This is a genomic window from Kitasatospora sp. NPDC059408 (assembly GCF_042751525.1).
Lineage (GTDB): Bacteria > Actinomycetota > Actinomycetes > Streptomycetales > Streptomycetaceae > Kitasatospora.
Genome location: NZ_JBHYWI010000060.1, coordinates 41,717 through 57,518 on the forward strand (window position 1 = coordinate 41,717; position 15,802 = coordinate 57,518).

9 protein-coding genes are annotated in these 15,802 nt (G+C 71.2%); all 9 read right to left on the minus strand.

Features of this window, described 5'->3' with window-relative positions:
* Positions 1-169 precede the first annotated feature (169 nt).
* Complete coding sequence (locus ACFXDE_RS31525) at positions 170-1,192, minus strand: ABC transporter ATP-binding protein (protein WP_380438139.1); 1,023 nt, start codon at positions 1,190-1,192, stop codon at positions 170-172.
* On the minus strand, positions 1,185-2,234 hold the full coding sequence (locus ACFXDE_RS31530) for an ABC transporter ATP-binding protein (protein ID WP_380438137.1): 1,050 nt from the start codon (positions 2,232-2,234) through the stop codon (positions 1,185-1,187). Before ACFXDE_RS31530 ends, ACFXDE_RS31525 begins: the two co-directional genes overlap by 8 nt.
* A 19-nt stretch (positions 2,235-2,253) precedes the next feature.
* Positions 2,254-3,195, minus strand: coding sequence for an ABC transporter permease (locus ACFXDE_RS31535; protein WP_380498032.1), 942 nt, complete (start codon positions 3,193-3,195; stop codon positions 2,254-2,256).
* Positions 3,188-4,132, minus strand: coding sequence for an ABC transporter permease (locus ACFXDE_RS31540; RefSeq protein ID WP_380438133.1), 945 nt, complete (start codon positions 4,130-4,132; stop codon positions 3,188-3,190). The genes ACFXDE_RS31535 and ACFXDE_RS31540 overlap by 8 nt, the downstream gene beginning before the upstream one ends.
* An 88-nt stretch (positions 4,133-4,220) precedes the next feature.
* The gene (locus ACFXDE_RS31545; RefSeq protein WP_380438130.1) at positions 4,221-5,846 is read right to left on the minus strand and encodes an ABC transporter substrate-binding protein; all 1,626 of its coding nucleotides are present in this window, start codon (positions 5,844-5,846) and stop codon (positions 4,221-4,223) included.
* Positions 5,847-6,277: 431 nt separating this feature from the next.
* Positions 6,278-8,182, minus strand: coding sequence for a translational GTPase TypA (gene typA / locus ACFXDE_RS31550; RefSeq protein ID WP_380438128.1), 1,905 nt, complete (start codon positions 8,180-8,182; stop codon positions 6,278-6,280).
* Between the two features lie 220 nt (positions 8,183-8,402).
* The gene (locus ACFXDE_RS31555) at positions 8,403-10,223 is read right to left on the minus strand and encodes an ABC transporter family substrate-binding protein (protein WP_380498033.1); all 1,821 of its coding nucleotides are present in this window, start codon (positions 10,221-10,223) and stop codon (positions 8,403-8,405) included.
* 93 nt (positions 10,224-10,316) lie between these two features.
* Entirely contained in the window at positions 10,317-12,917 is a 2,601-nt protein-coding gene (locus ACFXDE_RS31560) for a SpoIIE family protein phosphatase (protein ID WP_380438124.1), read from the minus strand.
* 265 nt (positions 12,918-13,182) lie between these two features.
* The coding region (locus ACFXDE_RS31565; protein ID WP_380498034.1) for a SpoIIE family protein phosphatase at positions 13,183-15,802 on the minus strand (2,620 nt) is incomplete at its 5' end.

The following is a 15,802-nucleotide window of genomic DNA, read 5'->3' on the forward strand; positions in this document are numbered from 1 at the left end:
GACGGCGCGAGTCGAGTACCCCCGGATGGGTGCGGTGACCGCCCGCGGAGTTGACGCAGCGCCGGATCGACGCAGCACCGGATCTACGCAGCACCGGACCTACCGAACGCCGGAAGGGCCCGTGGCGGGAAGCCACGGGCCCTTCCGGGTGCGTCACGGGTGCCGTCGGTCAGGCCGCGGCCGTCTCCGTCTCGCGCACCTCGGCGAAGTGACAGGCCGACTCGTGCGCGGCCGCGCCCTTGAGCAGCGAGGGCACCGCGAGCAGCGGCATCTCCTCGGAGCAGCGGTCCTCCGCCTTCCAGCAGCGGGTGCGGAAGCGGCAGCCGGACGGCGGGTTGGCCGGCGAGGGGATGTCGCCGGTCAGGATGATCCGGTCGCGGTGCTCGCGCGCCGTCGGGTCCGGCACCGGCACCGCGGAGAGCAGCGCCTGGGTGTACGGGTGGGTGGCGTTCTCGTAGATCTCCTCGTCCGAGCCGATCTCGACCATCTTGCCGAGGTACATCACGCCGACGCGGTCGGAGATGTGCCGGACGATGGAGAGGTCGTGGGCGATGAACATGTACGAGAGCCCGAAGTCGCTCTGCAGCTGCTCCAGCAGGTTGATCACCTGCGCCTGGACGGACACGTCCAGGGCGGAGACCGGCTCGTCGCAGATGATGATCTCGGGCTTGAGCGCGAGGCCGCGGGCGATGCCGATGCGCTGGCGCTGACCGCCGGAGAACTGGTGCGGGTACCGGTTGATGTACTCCGGGTTCAGGCCGACGACGTCCAGGAGGTCCTGGACGGCCTTGCGGCGGTCGCCCTTCGGGGCCACCTCGGGGTGGATCTCGAACGGCTCGCCGATGATGTCGCCGACCGTCATGCGCGGGTTCAGCGAGGTGTACGGGTCCTGGAACACCATCTGGATGTTCCGGCGCACGGCCTTGAGGGCCTGGCCGGTCAGCTTGGAGATGTCCTCGCCCTTGAACAGCACCTGGCCGGAGGTGGCCCGCTCCAGGTTCATCAGCACCTTGGCCAGCGTGGACTTGCCACAGCCGGACTCGCCGACGATGCCGAGCGTCTCGCCCTTCATCAGGTCGAAGGAGATGCCGTCGACCGCCTTGACCGCGCCGACCTGCTTCTTGAAGAGGATGCCCTGGGTCAGCGGGTAGTGCTTGACCAGGTCCTTGACCTCCAGGATGGGCTCAGCCATGGAGGGTCTCCTTCCAGAGGTGGCACGCGCTGCGGCGGCCGGTGAGCTCCTTGCCGTCCTTGTCGGTCACCTGGTGCAGCGCCGGGATCTCCGTGCGGCACAGGTCGGTGGCGACGTCACAGCGGGGGTTGAACGCGCAGCCGGCCGGGACCTTCAGCAGGTTCGGGGGCAGACCCTTGATCGCGTACAGCTCCTGGCCCTTCTGGTCCAGGCGCGGGATGGAACGCAGGAGACCCTTGGTGTACGGGTGCGCCGGGTTGGCGTACAGGTCGCGCACCGGGGCCGTCTCGACGATCCGGCCGGCGTACATGACGGCGATCTTGTCCGCGACGTCGGCGACCACGCCGAGGTCGTGGGTGATCAGGATCAGGCCCATGTTGTACTCGGCCTGCAGCTCGGCGAGGAGGTCCATCACCTGGGCCTGGACGGTCACGTCCAGGGCGGTGGTGGGCTCGTCGGCGATGATCAGGTCGGGCTCCATGGAGAGCGCCATCGCGATCATGATGCGCTGGCGCATGCCGCCGGAGAACTGGTGCGGGTAGTCGCCGACGCGCTGCCTGGCGGCGGGGATGCGGACCCGCTCCATCAGCTCGATGGCCTTCTCCCGGGCCTCCTTCTTGGAGGCGCCGCGGTGCACCCGGAACATCTCGCCCAGCTGGGCGCCGACGGTCATGACGGGGTTCAGCGAGGACAGCGCGTCCTGGAAGATCATCGCGATCTTCTGGCCGCGGATCTGCCGGCGCTCCTCCTCCTTCATGGCCAGCATGTCCTGGCCGCGGAAGAGGATCTGGCCCTGGCTGATCTTGCCGGGCGGCATGTCGAGGATGCCCATGATGGTCTGGGCGGTCACCGACTTGCCGGAGCCGGACTCGCCGAGCACCGCCAGGGTCTCACCGGCGGCCACGGAGTAGTTGACTCCGTTCACGGCCTTCGCGACGCCGTCCCGGGTGTGGAACTCCACGTGGAGGTCCTTGACCTCCAGCAGCGGGGTGCCAACTTCGAGCCGGCCGCTCTTCTGGTTCTTCTCGATCACGGTGGTCATCGGGTCGTCACCTCTTCTCTCAGCGGAGCTTCGGGTCGAGGGCGTCGCGCACCGCGTCGCCGAGCATGATGAAGGCCAGCACGGTGACGCTCAGGACCGCGGCGGGGAAGAGCAGCACGTGCGGGGCCGCCAGGAAGCGGACCTGGGCGTCGCTGATCATCAGGCCCCAGGAGATCTCCGGCGACTGGACGCCGATGCCCAGGTAGGACAGGGCGGACTCGGCGCCGATGTAGACACCCAGGCTGATCGCGGCGACGACGATGACCGGCGCGATGGCGTTCGGCAGGATGTGCCGGAAGGTGATCCGGCCGGCACCCGCGCCCAGGGCGCGGGCGGCCATCACGTAGTCGTTGTTCTTGTTCGCCAGCACCGAGGCGCGCATGATGCGGTAGATCTGCGGCCAGCCGAGGACGGCCATCACCAGGGAGACGGTGTAGGCGTTGCCCTTGCCGAGCATCGACATGATCAGCATGCCGCCGAGCAGGGTCGGGATCGAGAAGAAGATCTCGGTGAACCGCGACAGGACCGAGTCGATGATCCCGCCCTTCCAGCCGGCCAGCAGGCCGAGGAGGGAGCCGACCACGGTGACCATGGTGGTGGTCAGGATGCCGACGATGATCGAGTTGCGGGCGCCCCAGATGGTGCGGGTGTAGTTGTCGCAGCCCTGGACGTCGTAGCCGAACCAGTGGTCGGCGCTCGGACGCTCCAGCGAGTGCGACAGGTCGCACGCGTTGTTGTCGAACGGGCTGCCGTCGGTGAACCACTGCGGCACGATCGAGATGACGATCAGCGCCAGCACCAGCACGCCGCCGATGATGAACATCGGGTTGCGGCGCAGGTCGCGGACCGCGTCCGACCACAGGCTGGCGACGCGCTCCGGCTTCTGCTTCTTCGCCGGCGCGGCCTTCGGGCTGTTGTCCCCGGCCGGCGCCGAGGCGTCCTTGGTGATGGTGTCACTCATAGCGAATCCTCGGGTCGAGCACGGCGTACAGCATGTCCACGAGCAGGGTGGTCACGAGGTAGATCATCACCAGCAGCGTGACGACGCCGACGATGATCGTGCCCTGCTTCTGGTACACGGCCTGGGCGAGCAGACCGCCGATGCCGTGGATGTTGAAGATCTTCTCGGTGATCACCGCACCGCCCATCAGGCCACCGAGGTCGGCGCCGAGGAAGGTGACGATCGGGATCAGCGCGTTGCGCAGGGCGTGCCGGCCGATCACCCGACGGCGCTTCAGGCCCTTGGCGACGGCGGTGCGGACGTAGTCCGCGCGCATGGTCTCCATCAGGCTGGTGCGGGTCAGCCGGGCGACGTACGCGAGCGAGAGCGACGCGAGGACGAAGGCCGGCAGCAGGTAGGCCCGGATTCCGTCCTCCTCGTTGAAGGAGACCGAGAAGAAGTCGATGCCGTACGAGTTCTTCAGCTGGACGCCGAGCACCAGCTGGAGGATGAAGCCGGTGACGAAGACCGGGACCGAGATGACCAGCAGGGTACTCAGGAGGACCAGCTGGTCGAGGAACTTGCCCTTGCGCAGGGCCGCCATGACACCCGCCGCCACACCGACGACCGCCTCGATGACGAACGCCACCATGCCGAGGTTCAGGGTGTAGGGGAAGGCGTCGCCGATCATGTCGCTCACGCTGCGACCCTGCAGGCTCTCGCCCAGGTCGCCCTGGAAGACGCCCGAGATGTAGTGCCAGTACTGAACGAGGAACGGGTCGTTCAGGTGGTACCTCTGACGGATCATCTCCGCCACGATCGGGTCGGCGCGCTTCTCACCGGCCAGCGCCTGCACCGGGTCACCCGGCAGCGAGAAGACGATGAAATAGATCAGGAACGTCGCACCGATGAGAACAGGGATCGCCTGTATCAACCGGCGGATCACATAGCGGCCCATCAGACCTCCATACTTTCGGACAAGGAAGGGAGGCGGGCGAGCCGGACTGTGGTCCGGTCCACCCGCCCCCGATCGTCTGACTACCGGATCAGCCGGCCATCTCAACTTCGGCCAGGTTGTAGCGCATCTGCGCATCCGTGTTGAAGTTCTTGATCTTCTTGGTGTACGCAGCGGAGGACTGGTACGTGTAGACCGGGATGTACGGCATGTCCTTGATCAGGATGTCGTCGGCCTGCTGGTAGAGCTTGATGCCCTCGTCCTCGGTCTTCGCCCCGTCGGCCTGGGTCAGCAGGCTCTCGAACTGGTCGTTGACGTAACCGCCGTAGTTCGAGCCGCTGTCGATGGCGACCTTGGAGAAGATCGGGCGCAGGTAGTCCTCGATCGACGGGTAGTCCATCGACCAGGCCATGCGGAAGGCGCCCTGGTACTGCTTGGCCTGGAGCGCGTCCAGGATCTTGCCGAACTTCTCGAACGGCTTGAAGGTGACCTCGACGCCGAGGTTCTTCTTCAGCTGGTTGCCGACGGCCTCGATCCACTCCTTGTGGCCGCCGTCGGCGTTGTAGCCGAGCTCCAGGGTGTTGCCCGGCAGGCCGCCGGCCTGGGTGAAGAGGTCCTTGGCCTTGGCCGGGTCGTACTTGCAGGCGTCGCCGCAGGCGTCCTTGCGGTAGCCGTTGATCAGCGGGCTGACGAAGTCCGAGGCCGGGACGCGGGTGCCGGCGAAGATCGTCTTGGTGATCTGGTCACGGTCGATCGCCATCGAGATCGCCTTGCGGATCTCCGGCTTCTGGTAGGCCGGGTTGTAGGCGATCGGGAAGCCGATGTAGCCGATGCCCGACTCCGGCTTGTTGATGTAGCGGTCGCCGAACTCGCTGGCGACGGTGGACATCGCGGAGATCGGGAGCTTGTTGGTGGCCTGGATGTTGTCGGCGCGCAGGTCGTTGTACGCGGTGTCCAGGTTGTCGTAGATCTTGAAGGTCACGTTCTGCAGGTGGGCCTTGGTGCCACCGTAGTTGTCGTAACGCTTGATCTTGATCTGCTTGTTGTGGTCCCAGTCGCCGTCCATCTGGAAGGGACCGTTGCCGATGGGGTGCTCGCCGAACGCCTTCGGGTCAGAGAAGAACGCCGTCGGCAGCGGGTAGAACGGGTTGTAACCCAGCATCGTCTTGAACTGCGAGAACGGCGCCTTCAGGGTGACGGTGAAGGTCTTGTCGTCGACGACCTTCAGGCCCTTGAGCTCCTTGGCGGTCGGGGTCTTGCCCTTGCCCGGAGCCAGCTCGTCGGAGCCGAGGATCTTGTCGTAGAAGGGCAGGCCCTCGGCGGCGTTGTCCTGGTTGGCACCCCAGTTCCAGGCGTCCACGAAGGACTTGGCGGTGACCTTCTCGCCGTTGTGGAAGGTGTAGCCGTCCTTGAGCTTGATCGTCCAGGTCGTGCTGTCCGCGGAGTCGATCGACTCGGCCATCGCGAGCTTCGGCGCGTTGGTCTTGATGTCGTAGTCGACCAGACCGGTGAACAGCGAGTACACGACCTGCGTGCCCTCGGACTCCGCGGTGTTCTGCGGAACCAGACCGTGCTGGGGCTCACCGAGCTGGACGGCGATGCTGCCGCCGTCCTTCGAGGCCGAGTCGCTGCTCTTCGAGCTGGTGCTGCAAGCGGTCGCGGCCAGGGCGATCGCGGTCGCCGCAACGAGCCACTTGGTCTGGGTTGCACCACGCATGGGGGATGCCTCCTGAAATCGACTTTCCAACGAGGAGAGCACCGCGGTTGGTTGATACCGGATCCGCTGTGCCGTCCGCGCTCGTGGTTTCGGCGCGCACCCCTGCGCGTTAACCCTTGACCCGAGCCTGACTGGCTCCACTATCCGTCACGCACGGACACGAAAGTGACCACTGCCGATCTCAATTAGGTCACATGAACGGTCGGTAAGTTTCGAAAACCGGACATATGAGACATAGCCAGACAGGTACCAAACGGACAGTCGTCATGAATGACGGACTGTCATGTTCGCTCAGCGGACACCCCACTGTGATAGGCGCTATTCCGTTTATACGCGCATCGACAACTTGGGGTGATTGAAAAAGTTCGCCCCCCTCTCCAGTGGAAAGGGGGGCGGAGCTTTCCGGCCAAAGGCCGATCAAACCGTCGGGATCACGCCTTCTTGGCGCGCGAAGCGGTGCGGCCGCGGTCCTTCTGGTCGAGGACGACCTTGCGGATGCGAACCGTTTCCGGGGTCACCTCGATGCACTCGTCCTCGCGGCAGAACTCCAGCGACTGCTCCAGCGAGAGCTTGCGCGGCGGGACGATCGACTCGGCGACGTCGGCGTTCGACGACCGCATGTTGGTGAGCTTCTTCTCCTTGGTGATGTTCACGTCCATGTCGTCGGAGCGCGAGTTCTCACCGACGATCATGCCCTCGTACACCTCGGTGCCCGGCTCGCAGAAGAGCACGCCGCGCTCCTGCAGGTTGGTCATCGCGAAGGCGGTGACCACGCCGGCCCGGTCGGCGACCAGCGAGCCGTTGTTGCGGGTGGTCAGCGTGCCGAACCACGGCTCGTGGCCCTCGTGGATCGAGTGGGCGATGCCGGTGCCGCGGGTGTTGGTGAGGAACTCGGTGCGGAAGCCGATCAGGCCGCGGGACGGCACGACGAACTCCATGCGGACCCAGCCCGAGCCGTGGTTGGACATGTTGTCCATCCGGCCCTTGCGGATGCCCATGAGCTGGGTGACGGCACCCATGTGCTCCTCGGGGACGTCCACGGTGAGGCGCTCGACCGGCTCGTGCGTCTTGCCGTTGACCTCCTTGGTGACCACCTGCGGCTTGCCGACGGTCAGCTCGAAGCCCTCGCGGCGCATGGTCTCGATCAGGATGGCCAGCGCCAGCTCACCGCGGCCCTGCACCTCCCAGGCGTCCGGGCGCTCGGTGTCCAGGACGCGCAGCGAGACGTTACCGATGAGCTCGCGGTCCAGGCGGTCCTTCACCTGGCGCGCGGTGACCTTGCGGTCCACCTTGGCGCCGGCCTTGGCGTCCGCGCCCTTGCCGCTGCCGCCACGGCCGACGAGCGGCGAGGTGTTGGTGCCGATGGTCATCGAGATGGCCGGCTCGTCCACCGTGATCAGCGGCAGCGCGATCGGGTTCTCCGGGTCGGCCAGGGTCTCGCCGATCATGATGTCGCCGATGCCGGCGACGGCGCAGATGTCACCGGGGCCGGCGACCTCGGCCGGCTTGCGGGTGAGCGCCTCGGTCATCAGCAGCTCGGAGATGCGGACGTTCTGGATCGAGCCGTCGCGCTTGATCCAGGCCACGGTCTGGCCCTTGCGCAGCTCGCCCTGCTCGACGCGCAGCAGCGCGATGCGGCCGAGGAAGTTGTCGGCGTCCAGGTTGGTGACGTGGGCCTGGAGCGGGGCGTCCTCGTCGTAGCTCGGGGCCGGGACGTGCTCCAGCAGGGTGGAGAAGAACGGCTCCAGGCTGGTGCTGTCGGCCGGGACGGTGCCGTTCTCCGGCTTCGTCAGCGACGCGACGCCGTCACGGGCGCAGGCGTAGACGATCGGGAACTCGATCTGGTCCTCGTCGGCGTCCAGGTCCAGGAAGAGGTCGTAGGTCTCGTTGATGACCTCGTCGATCCGGGAGTCCGGGCGGTCCGTCTTGTTGATGCAGAGGATGACGGGCAGACGGGCCGAGAGCGCCTTGCGGAGCACGAAGCGGGTCTGCGGCAGCGGGCCCTCGGAGGCGTCGACGAGGAGCACGACCGCGTCCACCATCGACAGACCGCGCTCGACCTCGCCACCGAAGTCGGCGTGGCCCGGGGTGTCGATGATGTTGATGGTGATCGGAGCGCCACCATCCTTGGGGTGGTACTTGACCGCGGTGTTCTTCGCGAGAATGGTGATGCCCTTCTCGCGCTCCAGGTCGTTCGAGTCCATCATGCGGTCGTCGAGGTGCTGGTGGGCCGCGAAGGCGCCGGCCTGCTTCAGCATGGCGTCGACCAGGGTGGTCTTGCCGTGGTCGACGTGGGCGACGATGGCGACGTTACGGATGTCGTTGCGCGTGGGCATGCCTAGCGGATTCTCCCGGAATCGTGGGTTACGGCGCCCGGCCGCGAGACGCGCACTTGCGGCCGCCGTCGGCCGCCGTCACCCGTTCGCCTGCTACTACCGGTCCACCCGCCGGGCATCTGGACACGCCCCGGCTTTCTCCTATGGTACGGGGAAGGGCGCACCGGGGCAGAAACGAGCCCGTCCGGCGGGATCAAGATCACAGCCGGGTCACGCCGGGCTACGGCGTCACGGCCCACCCGACGTCCTGGAAGCGCGGCCAGTCGAAGCCCCACACCCCGGCCCCGGCCACGCCCGAGCGGACGCCCACCAGCTCCGGCCGCTGGTAGAGCGGCACCGAGTGGCCGAGCTGCCAGATCCGGACGTCGGCCTCCTGGAGCAGGTCCAGACGGGTGGCCCGGTCGAGCTCGCCGGCCGCCCGGTCGAAGAGGCGGTCGATCTCCTCGGTGCCGCTGCGGGCGTAGTTGCTGCCCGGGTCGAGGGCGCCGTCGGGGTCGGGCCGGGGCTTGGCGTAGGCGGGCCGCTGCTCGCTCGCCGGACTGGGGCCGGCCGGCCAGGAGAACAGGGCGAGGTCGTAGTCGCCCACCGCGAGGTGGTCCTTGACGAAGGTGTCGGCGGGCGCGGTCACCGTCCGCAGGGCGACGCCCTGCTCGGCGAGGCCGGCGGTGAGGGCGTCGGCAGTGCGCTTGGCGGTCGCGGAGCCCGCCGGGACGAGCAGGTCGAGGGTGAGCGGCTTGCCGTCCTTGGCCCGCGTGCCGCCGCCGTCCGGCCGCTTCCACCCGGCCTCGTCGAAGAGCCGGGCGGCATCGGCCGGGCCTGCGGCCGCGCTGTTGTCGCGGTAGCCGTCCTGGTCCCCCGCGAGGAGGTGGCTGCCCAGGGCGGCCGGGGCGACGCCGAGCGGGGTGAGGGCCGCGGCGGCGACCCGCCGCCGGTCGACGGCCCGGCCGAGCGCGAGGCGCAGCGCCGGGTCGGTGAGCGGGCCCCGGGCGGCGTTGAGGGTGAGCTGGGTGAGCGAGGCGGCGGCGGCCCGGTGCACGGTGATCCCGGGCAGCGACTCGGCCCGCCGCAGGGCGAGCGCGGCCGCCTCGGGCGCGGCGGCGGGCGGTGCGGCGGCGGGCGGTGCGGCGGCGGGCGGTGCGGCCGCGGAGGGGCTCGCGGACGGCGCCGGGGGCACCGCCCGGTCCACCGCGGCGGTGACCGGGGCGATGTCCAGCAGGTCCTGGTCCAGGGCGTCGAGGCGCCGTTCGGGGGCCGCCGCGAGGAAGTCGATCCGGTCCGCCTTCGGCCGGTCGCCCCACCAGAGCGGGTTGCGCTCCAGCGTCACCCGTCCGTCCTCGGCGTCGTACCGGGACACCGTGTACGGCCCGGCGCCGAGGTGGCCCCCGCCCGCGAGCGCCTGGTTGAACGCCGCCGCGGTGGACGTCTCGGCGGCCGGGTACAGCGGTCCGAAGAGGGACGGCCAGTCGGCGCAGGGCCGCCGGAAGGTGACCTTGACCTCGTGCGGGTCGGCGCCCTGGCCGATCGAGTCGATGGCGTCGTACCCGGCCGGGTGCCCGCCCCGGTACGCCGGGTCGAGTCCGGAGAGCGCGGCCCGCTGGGCGACCAGGTCGGCGGCGGTCAGCGGGGTGCCGTCGCTCCAGACGGCGTGCGGGTTGAGCCGGTAGGTGACGACCTGCGGCCGCTGACCGGGCGGGGTGGACTCGGCGCCGGCCAGGTAGTCCGGGTCGGGGACGAGCCGGCCGTGCCCGTCGGGCCGGAAGAGCGACGGGTAGAGGGCGTGCGCGAGCAGCGCCGAGTCGGCGGTCGCGGCGGGCTGGTAGACGTTGAGCGTCGCGGGGACGCGGTCCACCGCCCAGCGCAGGGTCCCGCCGTCCCGGACGGCGGCGCGGTCGGCGGGCCGGACGTCCCCGGTGGCGGCGGTGGCCTCGGGGACGGGCTCGGGGGCCGGGGGCCGGGCCGGGGCCGGGCGGTCGGAGCAGCCGCCGAGCACGGCGGCGAGCAGCAGCGCGGCGGCTGCGGCGGTGAGCTGGCGGACGCGCATGGCGGCCATCGAACGCCGACCGGCCGGTCGCGCCCGCGCCGACACGGCGGGCCGCCGGGCGACTGCACCCGGACGGCCGATCCCCCGGACGCCTCAGAGCGCCAGCTCGAACCAGACGATCTTGCCCTTGGGCGTCCGCCGGCTGCCCCAGCGCTCGGCGAGCAGGCTGACGAGCTGCAGGCCGCGGCCGCCCTCGTCGGTCTCCTGCGCGCGGCGCTGCCGGGGCTGGGCGTAGCCGTCGTCCCAGACCTCGCAGACCATCCCGCGGTCGCGCAGCAGCCGCAGCCGGATCTCGCCCCGCCCGTGCTTGAGCGCGTTGGTGACCAGCTCGCTGACGAGCAGCTCGGTGGTGTCGACGAGCTCGTCCAGGCCGCGGGCGAGCAGCCAGCTGCAGGCGAGTTCGCGGGCCTTGGCGACGGAGGTGGGCTCGGGCGGCAGGAACCAGTTGCCGACGCTGTCCTCGGGGAAGGCGTGCACCTTGGCCATCAGGAGGGCGATGTCGTCCTCGCCGTGGTGCGGGTTGAGCTCGCCGAGGACGTGGTCGCAGAGGTCCTCCAGGCCCTTGCCCTCGGCGGAGAGCGCGGTGCGGAAGGCCCGCAGGCCCTCGTCCAGCTGGTGCTTGCGGCTCTCCACGAGGCCGTCGGTGTACAGGCCGAGGACGGCGCCGTCGGGCAGGGTCAGCTCGACCTCCTCGAAGGGCTCGCCGCCGACGCCGAGCGGCAGGCCGGGCGGCACGTCGAGCATCCGGGCGGGCTCGCCGGGGCTGAGCAGGACCGGCGGCAGGTGGCCGGCGTTGGCGAACACGCAACGCCGGGTGACGGCGTCGAAGACCGCGTAGACGCAGGTGGCCAGGTAGACCTCGCGGGCCTCCTCGTCGGCCGTCGAGGTGAGCCGCCCGTACGGGCTGGCCGGGCCGGCCGGTACGGAGTCGTCGCCGAGGCCGCGGGCGATCTCGTCGAGGGCGCCGAGCACCTCGGCGGGGTCGAGGTCGAGCATCGCGAGGGTGCGCACGGCGGTGCGCAGCTGGCCCATCGCGACGGCGGCGCGCAGGCCGCGGCCCATGACGTCGCCGATGACGAGCGCGGTGCGGTTGCCGGGCAGCGGGATGACGTCGAACCAGTCGCCGCCGACCTCGGTGTTGTTGTTGCTGGGCAGGTAGCGGCAGGCGATCTCCAGGCCGCTGGCGGCCGGGTTGCCGGGCGGCAGGAGGCTGCGCTGGAGGATCAGGGCCCGCTCGTGCTCGCGGCGGTAGAGCCGGGCGTTGTCGATGCAGACGGCGGCGCGGGCGACGAGCTCCTCGGCGATGGCGACGTCGCGGGCGTCGAAGGGCTCGCTGCCGATGGCGCGGGAGAGCTGGACGAGGCCGAGGACCTGGTCGCGGGCGACCAGCGGGACGATCAGCGTGGAGCGCAGCAGCGGGTCGGGCCCCGGCTCGGGGACGACGCTGCGGCCGGTGCGCAGGGCCCGGGCGTGCGGGGAGCGGCGCGGGTAGCAGAGCGTGCCGCCGGCCTCGGCGATGGGCAGGCCGGTGACCGAGCCGAGCACCGAGGAGGCGCCGCCGACGACGCTGGAGACGGCGACCCGGCGCAGCTCGCCGCTGCCGTCGGTGAGGACGGTGTCGCCGAGGCGCCCGGCGCTCGGGACGCTCTCCCCGGAGAGCAGCGCGGTGTACAGGTCGACGGTCGCGAGGTCGCAGAACGGCGGGACGACGACGTCCAGCAGCTCCTTGGCGGTGGTCTCCAGGTCGAGGGTGGAGCCGATGTGCGCGCTGGCCTCGTTGAGCAGCGCGAGGTTGCGGCGGACGCCGTCGGCCTCGCGCTCGGCGACGTGCCGGCTGGTGACGTCGGAGACCTGCCCGGCGACGCCGATGGGCTGGCCCGCGGCGCCGTTGAGGCGGTAGAGCGACACGGCCCAGAGCCGGTTGCCCTCGCGGGTGGGGACGACGCCGTGGAAGCGCAGGTCGAACACGGGCTCACCGGTGGCGAGCACCTTGCGCAGGGCGGCGCTCAGCCGGTCGGCCTCGGAGGGCGGGAAGAGGTCGTGCGGGGTGAGGCCTTCGAGGTCGACCGGGGCGAGGCCCATGCCGGAGGCGAAGGCGTCGTTGACGCGCTGCAGGCGCAGCCGGTCGTCGAACAGGACGAAGCCGGTCGGGGTCTGGCCGAAAACCGCCTCCGAGGCGGCGAGATCGGTCTCCACGCGGCGCAGCCGGCCGAGGTCGACGGCGAGACAGGTGGCGCCGGCGGGCAGGGCGGTGTCCGGCATCAGGTACAGCTCGGCCAGGCCCTCGCCGCCGGCGGCGTCGAGGTACGGGGTGGTGCCGGTCCACTCCTCGCCGCCGAGGGTGCGCTCCAGCCGGGCGCGGCCGCGCTGCCAGAGCTCGCGCGGGACGAACGTGGTGATCGGGTCGGCGCCGACCGCGTCGGTGGCGGGGACGCCGAAGAACTCGGCAGCGCGCTCGCTCCACTGGCTGATCCGCCCGTCGGGGCCGATCGCGAAGGTGGCGACCCGGATGTAGTCGTAGACCGAGCCGGCACCCGCGTGGGTGCCGACGTGGGCGGCGGCGCCGTGCCGGCCCTCGGCCGCGGCGGCCGCGCGGGCCGTCACCGGGGCGGGCAGGTGCGGTGAACCGGCCTGCCCGGGCACGGCGGCATGACCGCTGCTGCTCGGCGCGTTCCGCGCCGGGGTGCTGTTCAACGGACCGACCCCTCCAACCCGCGACCGTCCGGATGTCGAGAAGACCGAGTATTCATCATCGAGGGGTGCGTTCACACGCCCTCAACATCACAACATCAGATCGGGCGAAGGTTTTTGTCCTACCGCCCGCGCAACCACAATGCCACGCCCGCGCCCCCTTCCGGAGTGCGCGCTCCCCCTGGCCGCCAGGTGGCATATGCAGCTCCGTTCTACTCGCGTCCCGCTGGTCCTCCGCGCCGGCTCACGCCCTCGCCCGCCGCACGCCTCACGGCTCGTCGGGCTCATTACCCGGGAGCGCCTGCTCGAACCAGACGACCTTGCCGATGCCCTCGGCCCTGGCGCCCCAGCGCAGCGCGAGCCGACGGACCAGCTCCAGGCCCCGGCCGCCCTCGTCCGCCTCGGCCGCGTGCCGCTCGCGGGGCGGGTCGGGAAGCGGGTCGGAGATCTCCACCAGCAGCGTCTCGCCGAGCGTCAGCCGGACCCCGATCGGGGCGCTGGCGTACCGGACGGCGTTCGTGACGAGCTCGCTGACCAGCAGCTCCGCGATGTCGGTCAGCGCCTCGACGCCCCACTCGGCGAGCGTGGAGCGCACCAGCCGCCGGGCCCGGGAGACGGCGGTGGGCTCGGCCGGCAGCGTCCAGCCGGCCGTCGGGGTGCCGGCCTGGCCGTGACCGAGCCGGGCCAGCAGCAGCGCGACGTCGTCCGGCTCGCGCCCCTGCTCCATGGTGTCGAGCACGGCCTCGCAGGCGGCCTGGATGGACGCGTGCGGCTCCTGGAGGACGGTGACCAGCCGGCCGAGGCCGACGTCCAGGTCCTTGTCCCTGGACTCGACCAGGCCGTCGGTGCACAGCGCGAGCAGGCTGCCCTCGGGGATCTTCAGTTCGACCGACTCGAACGGGACGCCCCCGACGCCGAGCGGGGCGCCGGAGGGCAGGTCGAGGATCCGGCCGGTGCCGCCGGGCAGCGGGCCGCCGGTGCGGGTCGGCTCCTCGGTCTCCTGGCCGGGCACCACGAGCACCGGGGGGATGTGCCCGGCCTTGGCGACGGTCAGCCGGGCCGTGCCGGGGTCGAAGACGGCGTAGACGCAGGTCGCGAGCAGCGCCTCGTCCGGCCCCTGGGCGAGGTCGTCGGCGAGCTCGTGGACGTGCCGCAGCAGCACGTCCGGCGGCAGGTCGAGGGCGGCGAGCACCCGGACGGCGGTGCGCAGCCGGCCCATGGTCGCGGCGGCGCGCAGGCCGTGGCCCATGACGTCGCCGACGACCAGCGCGGTGCGGTCGCCGGGCAGCGGGATGACGTCGAACCAGTCGCCGCCGACCTCGGTGCCGCTGGAGCCGGGCACGTAGCGGTAGGCGACCTCGACGCCGGTGGGCTGCGGGACCTGCTGCGGGAGCAGGGTGCGCTGGAGGGTGAGCGCGGCGGTGCGCTCACGGGCGTAGAGGCGGGCGTTGTCGAGGGAGCTGCCGGCCCGGTCGGCGAGTTCGACGGTGAAGGCGAGGTCGTCCCGGTCGAAGCCCTCGCGGTAGCCGGCCCGGCTGACCAGCAGCAGGCCGATCACGATGCCGCGGGCGCGCAGCGGGACGACGAGCATCGAGTGCACGCCGAGGTCGTGCGCGGCCTGCATCTTCGGGTCGCCCGGGTAGGTGACGTCGTTCAGCTGGTCGGCGCCGGAGAGCAGCTCGGGCACGCCGGTGCGCAGCACCCGGCCGCAGGCGGAGTCCTCGGCGAAGGTGATCCGGGCGCCGCGGCGCAGCATCACGTCGACCTCGGGGCCGTCCTGGACGGAGGCGGTACCGAGTTGGAGCAGCGAGGTGCGCCGGTCGTGGCCGTGGCGGGGCAGGTCGTCGCCGTGGGCGACGGCCTGCAGCAGGATCACCGCGGAGTGGTCGGTGAGCCGGGGGACGACGGAGCCGGCCAGCTCCTGGGCGATCCGGGCGGCGTCGAGGAGGTCGCCGACCCGCGAGCCGAACTCGTTGAGCAGGGAGAGCCGGCGCCGGGCGTGCTCGACCTTGGCGACGGCCCGGTAGCGCTCGGTGACGTCCATGACGGTGCCGGAGATGCCGAGCACCCGGCCGGAGCGGTCGGTCATCCGGCTGTAGGAGATCGAGCGGTAGCCGGAGCGGGCGGTGACCGGCGAGGCGAGGGTGACGTCGATGACCGGCTCGCCGGTGGCCAGCACCTGGCGCTGGATGGCGGTGATCTCGTCGGCGGCCCGCTCGGGCAGGGTCTCGCCGGTGGTGCGGCCGACGTGGTCGTCGGTGGCGACGCCGTTCATCTCGGCGAGGGTCTGGTTGACGGCGGTGTAGCGCAGGTCGGTGTCGAGGACGGCGATGCCGAGCGGGGACTGCTCGAACAGCGCGTCACGCACCGCGAGGTCGCGCTCGACGGCCCGGACGGCGGCCGCCTCGGCCAGGTTGACCTGGAGGAACGGGGTGCCGTCGCCGTCCACCAGCAGCGAGATCCGGGCGTCCACGGCGACCGGCACGCCGTCCCGGTCGCGCAGTTCGGCGGGCCCGGCCCAGCGACCGTTGCGCAGGGTGTCCCGGATGGCGGCCTGGATCCGGGCGACCTGGTCGTGGTCGGGGATGAGCTCGTCGATCCGGCGGCCGACCAGCAGCTCGTTCGGCCAGCCGAGCAGCTCCTCGGCGGCGGGGCTCCAGAGCACCACGCGGCCGGCCGTGTCGAGGATCGCGATGGCGACCTTGAGCATGTCGAGCAGGCTGCCCTCGGCCGGGCTGCCGGCCCCGCCCGGCGGCTCGGTGGGCCCGCCGGGGAACGGGCGGGCGGGCCGGCTGCGCAGGCCCGGGGCGGGGACGTCGAGGGTCGGCGCGGGCCGCGGGGTGCCGGCCTCGGCACCGCCCGGGGCGGCCTCGGTGACGGCCGCGGGC

Bases quoted from the DNA above. Each gene is read 5' to 3' on its own strand.
- ACFXDE_RS31525 (WP_380438139.1), bottom strand. From the start codon at position 1,192: ATGGCTGAGCCCATCCTGGAGGTCAAGGACCTGGTCAAGCACTACCCG.
- ACFXDE_RS31530 (WP_380438137.1), bottom strand. From the start codon at position 2,234: ATGACCACCGTGATCGAGAAGAACCAGAAGAGCGGCCGGCTCGAAGTT.
- ACFXDE_RS31535 (WP_380498032.1), bottom strand. From the start codon at position 3,195: ATGAGTGACACCATCACCAAGGACGCCTCGGCGCCGGCCGGGGACAAC.
- ACFXDE_RS31540 (WP_380438133.1), bottom strand. From the start codon at position 4,132: ATGGGCCGCTATGTGATCCGCCGGTTGATACAGGCGATCCCTGTTCTC.
- ACFXDE_RS31545 (WP_380438130.1), bottom strand. From the start codon at position 5,846: ATGCGTGGTGCAACCCAGACCAAGTGGCTCGTTGCGGCGACCGCGATC.
- typA (WP_380438128.1), bottom strand. From the start codon at position 8,182: ATGCCCACGCGCAACGACATCCGTAACGTCGCCATCGTCGCCCACGTC.
- ACFXDE_RS31555 (WP_380498033.1), bottom strand. From the start codon at position 10,223: ATGCGCGTCCGCCAGCTCACCGCCGCAGCCGCCGCGCTGCTGCTCGCC.